This window comes from Niabella aquatica, assembly GCF_054779315.1.
The window spans coordinates 1-16,590 of the sequence record NZ_BAAGYM010000007.1 but is presented as its reverse complement, the minus strand read 5'-3'; the positions used below and the strand labels follow the sequence as shown (position 1 = coordinate 16,590).

12 protein-coding genes are annotated in these 16,590 nt (G+C 43.0%); 8 read left to right on the top strand and 4 right to left on the bottom strand.

Annotated features, from left to right (window positions below):
* Window positions 1–7: 7 nt before the first annotated feature.
* From ACYVBM_RS06875 to ACYVBM_RS06845, 7 genes are all read left to right on the top strand, one after another.
* Window positions 8–1,228, top strand: coding sequence for a glucuronyl hydrolase (locus tag ACYVBM_RS06875; RefSeq protein WP_460684898.1), 1,221 nt, complete (start codon window positions 8–10; stop codon window positions 1,226–1,228).
* Window positions 1,229–1,260: 32 nt separating this feature from the next.
* On the top strand, window positions 1,261–2,841 hold the full coding sequence (locus tag ACYVBM_RS06870; protein WP_460684897.1) for a GH39 family glycosyl hydrolase: 1,581 nt from the start codon (window positions 1,261–1,263) through the stop codon (window positions 2,839–2,841).
* Window positions 2,842–3,207: 366 nt separating this feature from the next.
* On the top strand, window positions 3,208–4,641 hold the full coding sequence (locus tag ACYVBM_RS06865; protein ID WP_460684896.1) for a Gfo/Idh/MocA family protein: 1,434 nt from the start codon (window positions 3,208–3,210) through the stop codon (window positions 4,639–4,641).
* A 72-nt stretch (window positions 4,642–4,713) separates the two neighbouring features.
* Window positions 4,714–6,099 carry a putative oxidoreductase C-terminal domain-containing protein gene (locus ACYVBM_RS06860; protein WP_460684895.1) on the top strand — a complete coding sequence of 462 codons (1,386 nt, stop codon included), beginning with the start codon at window positions 4,714–4,716 and terminating at the stop codon, window positions 6,097–6,099.
* Window positions 6,099–7,505, top strand: a complete 1,407-nt coding sequence (locus ACYVBM_RS06855; RefSeq protein WP_460684894.1) for a DUF6807 domain-containing protein — start codon at window positions 6,099–6,101, stop codon at window positions 7,503–7,505. Before ACYVBM_RS06860 ends, ACYVBM_RS06855 begins: the two co-directional genes overlap by 1 nt.
* A gap of 40 nt (window positions 7,506–7,545) precedes the next feature.
* Window positions 7,546–8,394: a ThuA domain-containing protein gene (locus ACYVBM_RS06850; protein WP_460684893.1), complete on the top strand. Its 849-nt coding sequence runs from the start codon at window positions 7,546–7,548 to the stop codon at window positions 8,392–8,394.
* A 76-nt stretch (window positions 8,395–8,470) separates the two neighbouring features.
* Window positions 8,471–9,106, top strand: coding sequence for a Uma2 family endonuclease (locus ACYVBM_RS06845; protein ID WP_460684892.1), 636 nt, complete (start codon window positions 8,471–8,473; stop codon window positions 9,104–9,106).
* 109 nt (window positions 9,107–9,215) lie between these two features.
* Here the strand turns inward: ACYVBM_RS06845 and ACYVBM_RS06840 are convergent, their stop codons facing one another.
* From ACYVBM_RS06840 to ACYVBM_RS06825, 4 genes are all read right to left on the bottom strand, one after another.
* Window positions 9,216–9,644 (bottom strand): hypothetical protein, encoded by a 429-nt coding sequence (locus ACYVBM_RS06840; protein WP_460684891.1) that lies wholly within the window; start codon window positions 9,642–9,644, stop codon window positions 9,216–9,218.
* Between the two features lie 244 nt (window positions 9,645–9,888).
* Window positions 9,889–10,326, bottom strand: coding sequence for a hypothetical protein (locus ACYVBM_RS06835; RefSeq protein WP_460684890.1), 438 nt, complete (start codon window positions 10,324–10,326; stop codon window positions 9,889–9,891).
* 119 nt (window positions 10,327–10,445) lie between these two features.
* On the bottom strand, window positions 10,446–12,716 hold the full coding sequence (locus ACYVBM_RS06830; RefSeq protein WP_460684889.1) for an aconitate hydratase: 2,271 nt from the start codon (window positions 12,714–12,716) through the stop codon (window positions 10,446–10,448).
* 323 nt (window positions 12,717–13,039) lie between these two features.
* Window positions 13,040–15,811, bottom strand: a complete 2,772-nt coding sequence (locus ACYVBM_RS06825) for a bifunctional aconitate hydratase 2/2-methylisocitrate dehydratase (protein ID WP_460684888.1) — start codon at window positions 15,809–15,811, stop codon at window positions 13,040–13,042.
* 453 nt (window positions 15,812–16,264) lie between these two features.
* On the opposite strand from ACYVBM_RS06825, the gene ACYVBM_RS06820 reads away from it, so the two are divergent.
* The gene (locus tag ACYVBM_RS06820; protein ID WP_460684887.1) at window positions 16,265–16,486 is read left to right on the top strand and encodes a PspC domain-containing protein; all 222 of its coding nucleotides are present in this window, start codon (window positions 16,265–16,267) and stop codon (window positions 16,484–16,486) included.
* Window positions 16,487–16,590 lie beyond the last annotated feature (104 nt).

Below are 16,590 nucleotides of genomic sequence, written 5' to 3'. Positions count from 1 at the left end.
TTATTATATGAAGCATGTACATTTAATGGCAGTATTTTTTCTAGTCACGACCTGGACAACCGGAAATGCCCAGCGGACAACGCTTACACCAAAAGCGGATATGCTCAAGCTTATCAACCAAAACCTTGCAGATGCCGCAGCGCAATATAAATTGTTGATGAAGCATGTGCCGGATGACAGCTTACCTGAAACATTTGATAAAGGAGGTAACTGGCGCAGTATACCTGCAAAAAACTGGGTAAGCGGATTTTACCCTGCTACTTTATTTTACCTGTACGCCGTTAATAAAGATGAGGATCTTTATAAAGAAGGCATCAAAAAGCTAAAAGTTTTAGAGCCCATACAATTTTTAGATTCGCATGATATTGGTTTTATGATGTACTGCAGCTATGGAAATGCCAATCGTATTCATCCCGAAGCTGCATATAATCCTATATTATTAACCAGTGCAGCAACGCTGATAAAACGTTTTAATCCTAAAGTTGGCTGTACCATGTCCTGGGCGTCAAAGCCGGGAGAGTTCCGTGTTATTATAGACAATATGATGAACCTGGAGCTACTGATGTATGCAACAAAAATAAGCGGGGACTCCACCTATGCAAAAGTGGCTATTGCACATGCCAATACCACGATGAAAAATCATTTCAGAAAAAATTACAGTTCTTATCACCTGGTAAATTATAACCCGGTAACAGGCAACGTTATCCTTAAACAAACAGTGCAGGGGTATTCAGATCAATCTTCCTGGGCACGCGGACAGGGTTGGGGCTTATACGGCTTTACTATGATGTACAGGGAGACTAAAAATCCTGCATATCTTAAGCAGGCTATGAACATTGCCAGTTATATTTTAACCCATCCAGATCTTCCTGCAGATAAAGTACCGTATTGGGACTTTAATTCTCCGGGAATACCTAATGCGTTAAGGGACGCCTCGGCTGGTGCTATATATGCGTCAGCGCTTGTAGAGCTGGCTGGTTATGTGGATGCTGTAAATGCACGCAGGTATCTGAATGTTGCAGAAACAATTATAAAAACACTTTCTTCTCCTGCATTTAAAGCGCCTTATGGTGATAATGGCGGGTTTATCTTGAAGCATAGTGTGGCGCATTTGCCTAAAGGGGCTATGATAGATGTGCCACTTACTTATGCAGATTATTATTATGTTGAAGCTATGCTGAGGTATAAGAATCTTGGTAAGAAAGGTACTGTTGTAGCCGGTTTTTAATTGGTATTGTTTTATAAGAATAACGATTGACTATGCTGAAGTTTACTGATAAAATTCGTTTGGGGTTATGCTTTTGTTTTTGTTTACAGATAGCTGGTACAGCCTGTGCCCAGGAACTGCCAATAAGAACCATTAATATAGACATTACAAAATCCTCAGGCAATAAAAACATGGTTTTTGCAGAATGTATAGGGGCCGGCCGTGCAAATGAAGGCTTGCGGGCCGACTGGCAGCAGCAGCTTGCTTTAGTACAAAAGGAAATCGGCTTTAAATATATTCGCTTTCATGGTTTGCTTCATGATGATATGGACGTGTATAAAGAGGATAAAAAAACCGGTGAAGCAATATACAACTGGCAATATGTTGATAAGCTTTTTGATTTTTTATTAAGCATTAAAATGAGGCCTTTTGTTGAGTTTGGATTTATGCCCAAAGACCTGGCATCTGGTAGTAAAACAATTTTTTGGTGGAAAGGGAATGTAACGAAACCAAAATCTTATGATAAATGGAATGCGCTCATAAAAAATATTGTAAAACACTGGCAGCAACGGTACGGTCACGAAGAAATAAAGAACTGGTATTTTGAAGTTTGGAATGAACCGGATTTAAAAGGCTTCTTTGACGGTACCCAGGAAGATTATTTTGAGCTATATGCAAATACAGCAAGGTCTGTAAAAAGTGTTTCCAAGGAATACCGGGTGGGCGGTCCGGCCACCTCTGCCACCAAATGGATAGCAGACTTCCTGAACTATTGCGCATCTGACATGTTGCCGTTAGATTTTATATCTACCCATGATTATGGCACTACTTCTGTGCTGGACGAGTTCGGCACCAAAAAGCAGCAGTTAAAACCGGCACAGGATACTATTACCAATAACGTCAAGGCTGTTCGAAAAATCATCAACGCCTCTGCCTACCCCAATGCAGAACTGCATTTTACGGAATGGAACTCATCTCCTTCTTCACGGGACCCTATACATGATACTTACCAAAATGCCGCCTATATACTGCATGTATTAAAAAATGCCTCTTTATATAGCAACTCGTTATCATACTGGACATTCACAGACATTTTCGAAGAAGCCGGCCCCGGTCCCACCCCTTTTCATGGTGGTTTTGGTTTAATGAACTTACAGGGAATTAAAAAGCCTTCTTACTATGCCTATAAATTTTTGGCTTCTTTAGGCAATACGGTTTTAGAAAACACCGATGCTGACTCGTATGCCTGTACAAACAAAGATGGAGTACAGCTATTGATCTGGAATTATACGCATCCGCACAAGGGATATACTTACAACCAGGATTATTTTAATAAAATACAGCCATCCCATCCAAAAGAAAAGATCGCTGTGCGTATAAAAAATATAACACCCGGGAAATATACCCTGCAGGTAATTAAAGTAGGGTATAAATATAACGATCCTTATACTGCTTACTTAGAAATGGGCAAGCCACACATTCTCACAATCAATGACGTCCGCGCCCTTGAAAAAGAATCCGCAGGAACACCTGCAATAAACAAAATGATAACTGTAACAAAAACCGGTTATGAGCAAAGCTTAACGCTTAGCGAAAATGACATAGCTTATATAAGGCTTATTAAGTCGGAATAATATACAAACCTTATCTAAAACACATAGTGTAATATTCTTTATTTTACAAAAGGTCAGCAAACTTTTAATTGACAGGCCTGCTACAGAATAATTACCCTCTAAACGTCCTGTCACCGGCAGAACTTTAAAACGTTCATTGCCTGCAATATGAATTTATGAACAATTCCTTTATTCTTTAAAAGTATATAAACGCATGTAATCAGCCAATCTTATACAGATTACTCATATACTGGCAGATATTTCAAACGTTGTAAATAAAATTAGCCATATAGAAACAATTACAGCAATTATTTAAGCTGTATCTTAGAAAGCAACATTCTTTTTCATTAACGATATTTCAACTGAACTTTTTTAAAAACGATTGTAATGGTAAAACCGCATTCTGACAAAAGCAGGAGAATTTTTATCAAAAATTCGCTAAGCCTATCTGCCGGTGCGCTTGTATTCGGTGGCGCGCCCACTATTGTACCCTCATCTGTATTTGGTAAAAATGCGCCAAGCAATAAGATCAATATCGGGCAAATAGGCTGCGGACGTATTGCACGCACACATGATCTGCCTGAAACTTTTAAAAATGATGTAGCCCGACTGGTAGCCATTGCAGATGTAGACAGCTACCGGAGGGACAGCGGCAAGAAGCTCATAGAGGGCTGGTATGCAAAAAAAACAGGCCGGCCAAATTATATGGATGTAAAACTGTATAATGATTATCACGACCTGCTGGCGAGTAAAGATATTGATGCCGTGATTATCAGCACACCCGATCACTGGCATGCGCAGCCCGCTATGGAAGCAGCTTTAGCCGGTAAGCATATTTATTTGCAAAAGCCTACATCGCTTACTATCGAGGAAGGCCGTTCCATGAGCGATGCAGTGCGTAAATCGGGCGTTGTATTTCAACTGGGCAGCCAGCAGCGTTCTGTATCGCCCTGGCCGCAGTTTAAAAAAGCCTGTGAGCTGGTACGCAGTGGCCGCATAGGAAAACTGAAAGAAGTGCATGTGGGTCTGCCTGCCGATCCACCCGGTGGCAATACGGCTGAAATGCCCATTCCTGCGGGGCTGGATTATGATATGTGGCTGGGATCTACACCCTATATCTATTATACGCAGGACAGGGTTCATCACCCTACCGATATTGAATCAAGACCCGGCTGGTTAAGACTTGAGCAGTTTGGCGCCGGCATGATCACCGGCTGGGGTGTGCATCATATCGATATCGCGCATTGGGGCATGAATACGGAGCTGACTGGTCCCATCGAAGTAACAGGATCTGCCGACTTTCCTAAAGCCGGCTTATGGAATGTGCATGGCGATTACGAGGTAACCGCCAAATATGCCAATGGCGTTACCATGTTTATCAACAGTAAAAACCCCAATGGCGTTAAATTTGTAGGAACCGATGGATGGATCTTCGTATCGCGGGGCAACGTGGGCGTTACGGCTACCGACCCTACCACGGGCAAGGAGAAAGAAAGCAAGGCTTTCAATGCCAGCAATCCTGCTATATTAAAATCGGTGATCAAACCGAATGAAGTGCATTTATATGAAAGTCCTGAACAGCATCAAAACTGGCTGGATTGTATCCAAAGTAAAAAGCCCACTATCAGCCCGGCAGAAATAGCACATCGCTCCTGCAGCGCCTGCCTGGTGGCTTTTGCCGCCATGAAGATGGGTACAAAACTGTATTGGGACCCCGTTAAAGAAGTTTTTAAAAACAACGTGGAAGCCAATAAGCTGTTAAGCAGGCCGCAACGTCATCCTTATGGTACTAATTTTGTTCAGCAGAAATTCAAAAAATAATATATAGCTTTCAAACCTGTAGGTTTTTCCTCCACGGCGAAAAAACTTACCCGTCTTGCTAAATTCAAAAATATGATCAAAAAGATATTTTCTTTAGCTGCTCTTTGCTCAATCATAGCCTGTACAAGCAATAAAGACAAGAGCCCTACTGCCCCAGGTATGACTATTGTAACGCTCGATCCCGGCCACTTTCATGCGGCACTGGTACAAAAAAGCATGTATCCCAATGTAGACAGCAATGTGTATGTATACGCACCCGAAGGGCCTGACCTGCAATTGCACCTGGACAGGATCAATGCTTATAACTCGCGGGAAGAGAATCCCACCAGCTGGAATGAGCATGTATATACAGGCGCCGATTTTTTCCAGAAAATGATCGATGAGAAAAAGGGCAACATTGTGGTAATGGCCGGCAACAACCAGAAGAAAACAGAGTACATTTTCAACACGATTGATGCAGGCATGAATGTATTGGCCGACAAGCCGATGGCTATCAATACTGAAGGTTTTGAATTATTAAAAAAAGCTTTCGCTAAAGCCGGTGAAAGAAAAGTATTGCTCTATGATATCATGACAGAGCGCTTCGAGATCAATACAATTTTACAACGCGAATTCTCACAAATAAAAAATGTATTTGGCGAGCTGGAAAAGGGCACGCCAGATAACCCTGCCGTTACCAAAGAAAGCGTGCATTACTTTTACAAATTCGTTTCAGGCAAGGTGCTGCAACGGCCGCCGTGGTTTATGGATGTAACACAGGAAGGTGAAGGCATTGTAGACGTGACCACGCATTTGGTAGATCTGATTCAATGGGAATGTTTTCCGGGGCAAGCGATGGATTATACCAAAGACGTGGAGATGGTTTCGGCCAAACGCTGGCCCACAGCAATGACGTTAAGCCAGTTCAGCGCCATCACAAAGCAAAACAGCTTTCCTGATTATCTGGAAAAAGATCTTAGCAACGATACCACTTTAAATGTGTTCAGCAATGGAGAGATCAGTTATAAACTTCGCGGCGTGCATGCTAAAGTTTCTGTAACCTGGGGTTATAAAGCACCGGAAGGAACAGGCGATACACATTACTCTATTATGCGGGGCACACGCGCCAATCTTGTTATCAGGCAGGGCAATGAAGAAAATTTCAAACCCGTTCTATACATCGAGCCGGTTAAAAAAGACGATGCTTCTTTTGAAAAAGACCTCACAAATGCCCTGGCTGCCATACAGTCCAAATATCCCGGTGTGGAAATTAAAAAGTCTCGTACCGGCTGGCAGGCGGCAGTACCTGAAAAATACAATACCGGCCACGAAGCACACTTCGCGCAGGTAGCGGAAAGCTATCTCAAATACCTGGGCGAAGGAAAGCTGCCCGACTGGGAAGTGCCTAATATGATCACTAAATATTACATCACTACGTCTGCATTAGACCTGGCTAAAAAGTCTACATCCAACAAATAATGAAGCAATATAGTTATACCTCCAGTGCTGCACTGTTCTTTACCCCGCTGTACGAGGCGTCCTCGCCTCGTACCTTTTATGCTATCGCCTCCCGGCGATTACTCCTCGCCTCGTACCACATATGCTATCACCTCCCGGCGATAACTAAAAAAAGGCAGTACTCCATACTATGCAAGCCCGCAGGCATACTGCTTCTCCTCCTCTTCACATTCACTTCGCAGGCACAGCGCATTGCCACCCTGCAGGTAACCACTTCCGGTAAAGAAAAGCTCAACATTCCCATGCAGGTAAACCTTGATGCGGTTACACATATAGCCGATAGCAGCTTACAACTGGTAGAAATAAAAAACGGTAAAAAAGAAAACATATCTTTCCAGGTAGAAGCAGCAGGCAACAATCGGATATTACATTGGATGGTTACGCCCGCCACAAAGTCTGGAAGAACTTTTGAGCTGGTAAAGGCAAAACCACAGCAGGCAGCAGCAGAAACCTTGCAAGTGAAGGAGCAGGACGGAGCCCTGATTATTTCAAGCGGAGCAAAAAACCTGCTGCAATACAATTTCAAAACTGTATACCCACCAAAGGGGGTGGATACTGCCTATAAAAGAAGCGGCTTTATACACCCGCTGAATACGCCATCCGGCCATGCCCTCACACGTATCAACGCCCGCGACCACTATCACCACTGGGGTATGTGGAATCCCTGGACACATGTGCTTTTTGAAAACGATACCCTTGATTTCTGGAACCTGAAAGACCGCAAAGGTACCGTTCGGTTTACCGGTTTCAACGCTATTGAAAAAGGCAACGTTTATGCAGGGTTCAGCGCTTTGCATGAGCATATGGCTTTTAAAAAGAACGGATCTGAAAAAACAGCTATTAATGAAGTGCAGACGATCCGGATCTACAGGCAGCAGCCCAATGATCCATATTACTTATTAGACATTACTTCTCAGCTAAGCTGCGCCGGCTCCAGCCCTGTGCTGCTGCTTGAATACCGCTATGGCGGGTTGGGTATAAGAGCTACAGAGCTGTGGAATAAAGACAACAGCGTTACGCTCACTTCCGAAGGTAAGAACCGTAAGGAGGCAGATGGCAGCACGGCGCGCTGGTGTCTGGCACAAGGTAGCCTGGATAAGGATTATGGCGGGTTGGAAATGATGAGCTATCCTTCTAATTACAATCACCCCGAGCCATTGAGGGTATGGCCTGAAAACTCGAACGGCCGCGGCGATGTGTTCCTTAATTTTTCGCCCACCAAAAATAAAGACTGGTTGCTGGAGCCCGGCAAAACCTATCTCTTAAAATACCGGATACTGGTTTTTGACAACCAGCTTTCCAAACAGCAGGCAGAAGAAGCCTGGCAATCTTTTGCACATCCGCCTGCTTTAAAAATTCTAAAATAGAATCGTTCGTCATAATAAACAGAACAAATAATATCTGATAATGAAACAAATAGTAACCTCAATATTGGCTTTTACCTTGATGCTCGCTTTTCAGAGCACTGGTTTATATGCGCAGTCAAAAGTGAACTGGAAAACCGTGCGGGTGCTGGTGTATAAGAAAAATGGCAAAGGCTATGTGCACGATAACATTCCTTTTGCAGCACAGGCTATCATTAATTTTGGTAAACAATATGGTTTCAGGGTAGATACTTCATCTAATCCTTCTGTGATGACGGAAGATAACCTGAAACAATATCGTATGATCATTTTCACAAGTACGAATAATGATATTTTTGACACCGATGCACAGCGGCTTGCTTTCAGAAGATATATTGAAGCAGGTGGCGGTTTTGTAGGCATCCATTCTGTTACAGGCACCGAACGCAAGTGGGAATGGTTTAAAATGATGCTGGGAGGCACTTTTTCCTGGCATGCCAAATTCCAGACATTCACAGTAAGGGTCATAGATACAAAGCACCCTTCGATGAAAGGAACACCCGCAGTATGGCAAAAAGCAGATGAATGTTATTTTGCAAAAGAACTATATCCCGGCCCAAGGGCATTAATGGTAAATGATTTTTCAACTATTGATACCAGCGACGCTAAACAGAAAGAAACATTAGCCAAAAATGCAGGCCTGTATGCCAAGTATTTTCCCAGTGCATGGGTACATGATTTTGACGGAGGTACCACTTGGTGCACCACTTTAGGGCATGATAAAAAAGATTACTCAGATCCTGTTTACCTGAAGCATATATGGGGCGGTATTGAATATGTAGCAGGTACTGTTAAGAATATCAATTTCTCAAAAGCGTATGCAACAACTTTTGATGAGCCGGTTCGGTATTGAGATTGTCTATAGACGATAGACCATTGACTATGAACAACGAACCATAACTCCAAATAAGTTATCTTTATAGAACATTATGACAGAGGAGAATAATAAAGTAGAAGAGCCCGCCGTAGCTTACGGAGCCATTACCTGCTTAGATCAGCTTAATTTAGCCGAGCGGTACACTTATGCCGATTATTTCCGGTGGAAGCTCCAGGAAAGAGTGGAGCTTTTAAGAGGCTGGATCCATAAAATGAGCCCGGCGCCAAGCTCAAAGCACCAGTTGGTATCTTTAAAGCTCACCCTTAAATTTGGAAATTATTTTGAAAGAAAGCCCTGCAAAGTTTTTACAGCTCCTTTTGATGTGCGCCTGCCCGGTCCAAAAAAGCAAAAGGGCGATGAACTGATTTTTACAGTAATGCAACCGGACATTTGTGTGATTCGTGATGCCGCAAAAATAGATGACCGCGGCTGCATTGGCGCGCCCGACCTGGTGATAGAAATTCTTTCGCCGGGCAATACCCAAAAAGAAATGGGTATAAAATTCGACCTCTATGAAGAAAGCGGCGTAAAAGAATACTGGCTTGCAGAGCCGCAGGACAGGGCCATTCTTGTTTATATACTAAAAAACGGTAAATACACCGGTCTTAAGCCTTTTACAGAAGAAGATGAAATTAACTCCACACTGTTCCCGGCTTTGAAGTTTAAAGTGAGAGAAGTGTTTGAATGAGGGGCAAATAACTCCGGGTTCATACCATATACACAAAACCTACTGTTAGGCCAGGTATGAAAAATAATGAATGACCCATGATGAGATGTATGGTTGATGACGGGGCAGGCTAATTGTCAACAATAATTTTTGTATCCCCTGAAACCAAATAAATATGACAGCAATTATGGGCTATATTAAACATTCTGCTTACAATGAGCCGTTTGTTCTTATAACCTTTAAACTCAAAATCCTCACCGCACCTGGAGGTTTCATTTATGTAAGAATCAGAGAATAATACATATCTGCCGGGCTTAGGTATTATTGCCTGCTGACTAATTTCGATAGCTTTATTATCGCTTTTTCTTACTACTGCAAAACTGTCCAGTTCTACATCATTTCCCAAGCGATCTGATACTTCAACACCAATACTGAGAAACACATAAGTGCACATTAAATTCTTTTCACAAGGTAATTCGCATTCAGTTCTTACTGCGCTTCTTTTGGAGCAGGAAAAAGAAAGTGCAACCGTTAAAATACTAAACAGATAAAGTTTCATTACTATAAATTATAATTTTTAAAATATTGGTCAAGCGTATTTTGTCATTGTTTTTTTTATGTCAGCCCGGGCAATCATAAAACCGTTGCTTTTAAGCCTACGTGTCCGGCTGGCAGATCTTCTGAAGTTGAGGAGATTTCTCTAGCGCCTGGTTAGGATCGAAATGACGAAAATTAATTTATTCATTTACAATAATCTACAATCTTTTCATCAACAGGCATAAATAACCGCAGGCCAGGTCCTCTTAATTATCAATAATGATCTTTGTATCACCAGAAACCAGGTAAATATGGCAGCAGTTATGAGCAATCTCATAATCGCGGTCAGCTATAAGCTGCTGGTTTTTATATCCTTTAAATTCAAACGCTACTGCACATTGGGTCGTTTTATCCATCTCCGAATCGGAGAACAGCAGGTAACTTACCCTCCCGAACAATACATTATAGACTTTCTTATCATCAATAACTAGCTGGTTGTTTTGCTTATTTACAACAACGAAGCTATCCAGAACAATATCTGCCCCTGACGGATTCAAGACCTCGACAAGAATACTTCTAAATTCTTCTGTGCAGGCTCTTTGTGGTTGGCAAGGTTGCTCACAGTCATCTTTTACACCCTTGCCTTTTTCGCAGGAAAGAACAATAACTGACATCAGGGCAACTGCTACATATAGTGTTCTCATGTTTTCACTCTTAATAATAGTCTTTTCAGACGTATAAAAAGGAGTGAATGCAACCGTTACACAAAAAATAACCAGCCTTTGGAAGACCGGTTATCACGAATATCTATCGATCAGTTATCTTAACTTTTTGCGGCAAACTCCTTTCTGATAATATTCAGCGCACCACCGGCATAGAACCATCCGATTTGTTGCTCATTGTAAGTGTGGTTTACTTTTATTTCCTCCACAGAGCCGTCTGCATGATGCAATATAACAGTAAGCGGCATACCGGGAGCAAAATCCTGTAACCCTATAATATCAATAGTATCATCCTCCCGGATTTTTTCATAATCCTCCTTATTGGTAAATGTGAGCGCCAGCATGCCCTGTTTTTTCAGGTTGGTTTCGTGAATACGGGCAAAGGATTTTACCAATACCGCCCGTACGCCTAAATGCCTTGGCTCCATAGCAGCATGTTCGCGGCTGCTGCCCTCTCCATAGTTTTCATCACCTACCACAATGCTTCCAATACCTGCGGCTTTATAGGCACGCTGCGTGGCCGGTACAGGACCGTATTCACCGGTCAGCTGGTTCTTGATATTGTCTGTTTTATCATTGAAAAAGTTTACCGCGCCAATGAGCATATTATTGGAGATATTGTCCAGGTGCCCGCGGAATTTCAGCCAGGGGCCTGCCATTGAAATATGATCAGTGGTACACTTACCTTTTGCTTTGATCAGCAACTTCAGCCCTTTCAGATCTTCGCCCTCCCATGCAGCAAAAGGCTCTAATAACTGCAGGCGTTTGCTATTAGGATCTACAATAACCTGTACTCCACTACCATCTTCGGCAGGAGCCTGGTAACCCGGATCATCAACAGCAAATCCCCTTAACGGCAATTCATCGCCGGAGGGAGGATCTAGTTTTACCGTCTCCCCTTTTTCGTTAACTAATGTGTCGGTAAGCGGGTTGAAAGTCAGATCTCCGGCAATAGCCAATGCTGTTACCAGTTCCGGCGACGCTACGAATGCATAGGTGTTAGGATTGCCATCCGCACGCTTGGCGAAGTTCCTGTTAAAGGAGTGAACGATGGTATTCTTTTCTTTCTTTTCCGCTCCTACCCTGTTCCACATACCTATACAGGGGCCGCAGGCATTTGCAAACACTGTAGCGCCGATCTTGTCAAACGTATCCAGGAACCCATCCCGCTGGATGGTATAACGTACCTGTTCAGAACCCGGGGTAATAGTAAATTCCGCTTTGGTCTTTAAGCCTTTTTCGCTTACCTGCTTAGCCAGAGAAACGGCACGGCTGATATCTTCATAAGAAGAGTTGGTACAGCTGCCGATTAATCCTACTTCCACTTTCGTAGGCCACTCATTAGCAGCAGCGGCTTCTTTCATTTTAGAGATGGGGGTAGCCAGGTCGGGGGTAAAAGGCCCGTTCAGGTGCGGCTCCAGTTCATCTAGATTTATTTCTATTAACTGGTCGAAATATTTTTCAGGTTCTGCGTATACTTCAGGATCGGCTGTAAGGTGCTGGGCAATTTCGTCAGCCAGCGCAGCTACTTCCTCGCGGCCCGTAGCTTTCAGGTAGCGGCTCATACTTTCATCATAACCAAATGTTGAAGTAGTAGCCCCTACTTCGGCACCCATATTACAGATAGTGCCTTTACCGGTACAGCTCAGCGATTTTGCACCTTCTCCAAAATATTCAATAATACATCCTGTACCTCCTTTTACTGTAAGAATGCCTGCTACTTTTAAAATAATATCTTTTGGCGCAGCCCATCCATTTAACTTACCGGTAAGCTTAACACCGATGAGCTTAGGCATTTTAAGCTCCCATGGCAGACCTGCCATTACGTCACAGGCATCCGCACCTCCCACGCCAATAGCCACCATGCCCAAACCACCTGCATTTACCGTGTGACTGTCTGTACCGATCATCATCCCGCCAGGAAAAGCATAATTCTCCAATACCACCTGGTGTATAATACCCGCCCCCGGTTTCCAGAATCCGATCCCATATTTATTTGATACCGAGGCAAGAAAATCATATACTTCCTTGCTTTCGGCGTTGGCATGTTTCAGATCTTCCTCCGCACCCGTTTCAGCCATGATCAGGTGATCACAATGTACGGTAGAAGGTACCGCTACTTTATCACGGCCCGCCTGCATAAATTGTAACAATGCCATTTGTGCCGTGGCATCCTGCATAGCTACGCGATCTGGTGCAAAATCCACATAATCAACCCCGCGTTCATAAGCCCTGACAGCAGGATTGGTAAGGTGCGTATATAATATTTTTTCGGTAAAAGTTAAAGGACGGCCAATTAATTGACGCGCATCATTTACTTTTTGTTCAAATCCGGAATAGGTTTTCTTAATCAGATCAAGATCAAATGCCATAGCTTCCAATTTTTTTGTAGTAAAAAATTAACATCGAGAGAGACCACAAAGTTAAGGATTGTATCGTGGTATTGAATATTTTCAGTTTGTATAACTTATACTCTTTGAAATCAGCAAAGCCGATAAAGCATAGAGGTGTAAAACGAGGACGCCTCACACAGCCATAATACCATATAAGGCTACCTGGTGGTTATTTGCCGAAGGTTGACAGTCAGGAACACAGTGTTCGGGGCTCATCGCATAGCATTTCGACTAAAAAACAACCCCCATCCTGCAGCATACAGGATGGGGGTTAAATATTTATTTATTAATACTGGTCAGAACTACATACTCAGTGATTTCAGGGGAGGGGCAAATTGGGTCAGATCAATACCAACTACTGCTGCTTTATACTCCTCCATATTAGGTATTCGCCCAAGGATGGCCGACAATACCACTACCGGTGTGGAAGCGAGCAAAGACTCCCCTTTTTTACGATCGGAGTCTTCAACAACTCTTCCCTGGAAGAGACGGGTCGAAGTAGCCATCACAGTATCCCCTTTAGCGGCTTTTTCCTGGTTACCCATGCACAGGTTACAACCCGGACGCTCCAAATACATCATATTCTCATATTCTGTACGGGCGGTACTTTTAGGCAAAAGGTCGCTAAATTCAAAGCCAGAATACTTCTGCAGCAAATCCCAGTCACCTTCTTCTTTGAGCTCATCAATGATATTATAAGTGGGTGCAGCCACTACAAGGGGTGCATGAAACTCAACTTTTCCTTGTTGCTGTTCCAGGTTCTTAAGCATTTGGGAAACAATTTTCAGATCGCCCTTGTGAACCATACAGGAACCTACAAAACCAAGGTCCACTTTTTTCTCTCCGGCATAGTAAGACAGTTCCCTAATAGTATCGTGTGTGTATCGTTTAGAAATATCTTTATTGTTAACATCAGGATCTGCAATCATTGGTTCCTCAATTAAATCAAGATTAATCACCACTTCAGCGTAATACTTCGCATGCTCGTCAGGAGTCAATGCCGGCTTTTCGCCCGATTTAATTTCTGCGATTCTCTTATCAGCTTTATTAATCAATCCCTGAAGCACCTGCCTGTGATTATCCATACCCTTGTCGATCATGATCTGGATCCGGCCTTTCGCAATTTCTAATGATTCAATCAGGGTGTCATCCTGGGAAATACAGATGGATGCTTTTGCTTTCATTTCTGCTGTCCAGTCTGTAAATGTAAATGCCTGATCAGCCGGAAGCGTTCCAATGTGAACCTCAATAACCCTGCCCTGGAATACGTTCTCTCCACCAAACTGCTGAAGCATTTGTAACTGTGTAGCATGAACCACATCCCGGAAGTCCATGTGATCTTTCATTTCCCCTTTGAAGGTTACCTTCACTGATTCAGGAATGGGCATGGATGCTTCACCGGTAGCCAGCGCAAGTGCAACAGTGCCTGAATCAGCTCCAAAAGCAACCCCTTTAGACATCCTTGTATGAGAATCGCCGCCAATAATGATCGCCCATTCATCCACCGTGATATCGTTAAGAACCTTGTGAATCACATCCGTCATAGAATGATATTCACCTTTCGGATCACGGGCGGTTATAAGTCCAAAATCGTTCATGAACTTCATAAGCCTTGGAATATTTGCCTGGGCTTTCTTATCCCATACAGAAGCCGTATGGCAGCCTGATTGGTAGGCGCCGTCAACAATTGGAGAAATGACTGTGGCGGCCATAGACTCCAGTTCCTGGGCAGTCATGAGGCCGGTGGTGTCCTGCGAGCCTACGATGTTTACCTCCACGCGAACATCTGAACCCGCGTGTAATACTTTACCCGGAGTAATACCAACAGCATTTTTATTAAAGATCTTTTCTACGGCTGTAAGGCCCTGCCCTTCATGAGAAATTTCTTTTGATAGAGCAAATACGGGAGATGGCTCCACTCCCAGGATCTTGGCTGCAACTGTCTGGATCTTTTTACCGAATACAATGGCATAAGACCCGCCAGCCCTGATGAATTCCATTTTCTGGGGCGTGAGCGACTTAGAAATGTCGATCAGCTCCTGATCTCCTTTATAAAGCTGCTTCTTCTTTGTATTAATTGTGAGAATTGTGCCAGTGGCCACAGAATACACTTCTTCAAGAACCGGTTCTCCATGCTCATTGAGCACTACATTTCCGGCAGCATCAAGTTTTTTCGCCCAGTTTTTAAGGTCTATTCCAATACCGCCTGTAACATCAACAGTGGTGAGGAAAATGGGGGAAATACCGTTTGTACCTCCCACTATTGGAGCTATATTAACGAACGGGACATAAGGGCTTGCCTGTTTACCCGTCCATAAAGCCACGTTGTTTACGCCTGACATTCTTGATGAGCCTACACCCATGGTTCCCTTTTCGGCAATCAACATCACGCTTTTATCGGGATGCTGTGCCTGCAATGCCCTGATTTCTTCCTGAGCTGCAGGAGTAATCATACATTTACCATGCAATTCACGGTCTGAACGGGAGTGAGCCTGGTTGCCCGGAGAAAGCAGATCCGTAGAAATATCACCCTCGCCAGCGATATAGGTAACAACTTTTATTTCTTCAGCGACTTCGGGTAATTGGGTAAAAAACTCGGCTTTCGCATAGCTTTCGAGGATTTCTTTAGCAATTTCGCTATTGTTTTTGAATGCCTCTTTTAAACGGTCGGTATCTGCTTCATAAAGGAATACCTGCGTTTTAAGAACGCCGGCAGCCTGTTTGGCTATAGCTGCATCATTACCCAATGCCAGATCGAGCAATACCTGTATGGAAGGGCCTCCCTTCATGTGTGACAACAGCTCAAAAGCAAAAGCGGGGGATATTTCTTCTACAACAAATTCGCCCAGAATGACTTCTTTTAAAAAGCGGGCTTTTACGCCGGCAGCACTGGTAGTACCCGGCAAAGTGTTATAAATAAAAAATTCAAGAGCATCATCCCGATACTCGTTATTCGTATCTCTAATTTGTTCAATGATTTCGCTTAACAAACCGGCGCTATCAATTGGTTTCGGATGAAGCCCCTGAGCTTTCCGTTCTTCGATTTCTTTAATATACTCCTTATAAATGTTCATAACAGACGTCTTTCAATATTAATGACAGATTTTCAAAAAAGCTGCTGGTACTGTCATTTCCCTTTTCTACCAGAAATGAACGCAAAACCTCCTCTTAAAGAGTTAGATAGCGCCCCAGTATTTAACGGGCACCTTTTATTTTTGTTCAAATCGGGAATAAATTTCCCCCATCAGATCAGAATCAAATGCCATTGTAGTTAATTAAGTTAATATGTTATTTTCTAAAATAGTATCTTCATAAGCAATGGCGCGAATTTACAAAAAATACAGGATCTAAACGGATCGCAGCATAACATTTTTTCGGTTGATAAGGCACAAACAGAGGCTTTTCGCCGCTCCAGTACCATCACAAGCCATCAGGAATAGAAATATCAGGCACATCAATAGATATATCTGCTGATTTTATGCGGAGAATTTAATAGTTTTACACTGTTAAACCAATTTTAGAACATCATGAACCGCTTAAAAAACTTTGTAGAGTGGAATGCATTTGGCGTTTGCTCTTCTATCGGTGACAGATTCGGCGTATCCACCTGCCGCATCAGGCAGTTTTTTATTTACTCCTCTGTACTTACAATGGGCTCGCCTATCATTATTTATATGGTGCTCGCTTTCTTAAAAAATATAAAAAACTACATCTGGTCTTCTAAAAGAAATCCATGGTATTACCTATAGCGGGTGTTCCCGAAAATTAAAAGATAGTCATTGTACGATTATTTTCGTACATTAAGAGAGGGTGTCAAATTCATCATTTGTTTGTTGGGTGAGTATTTTTACTC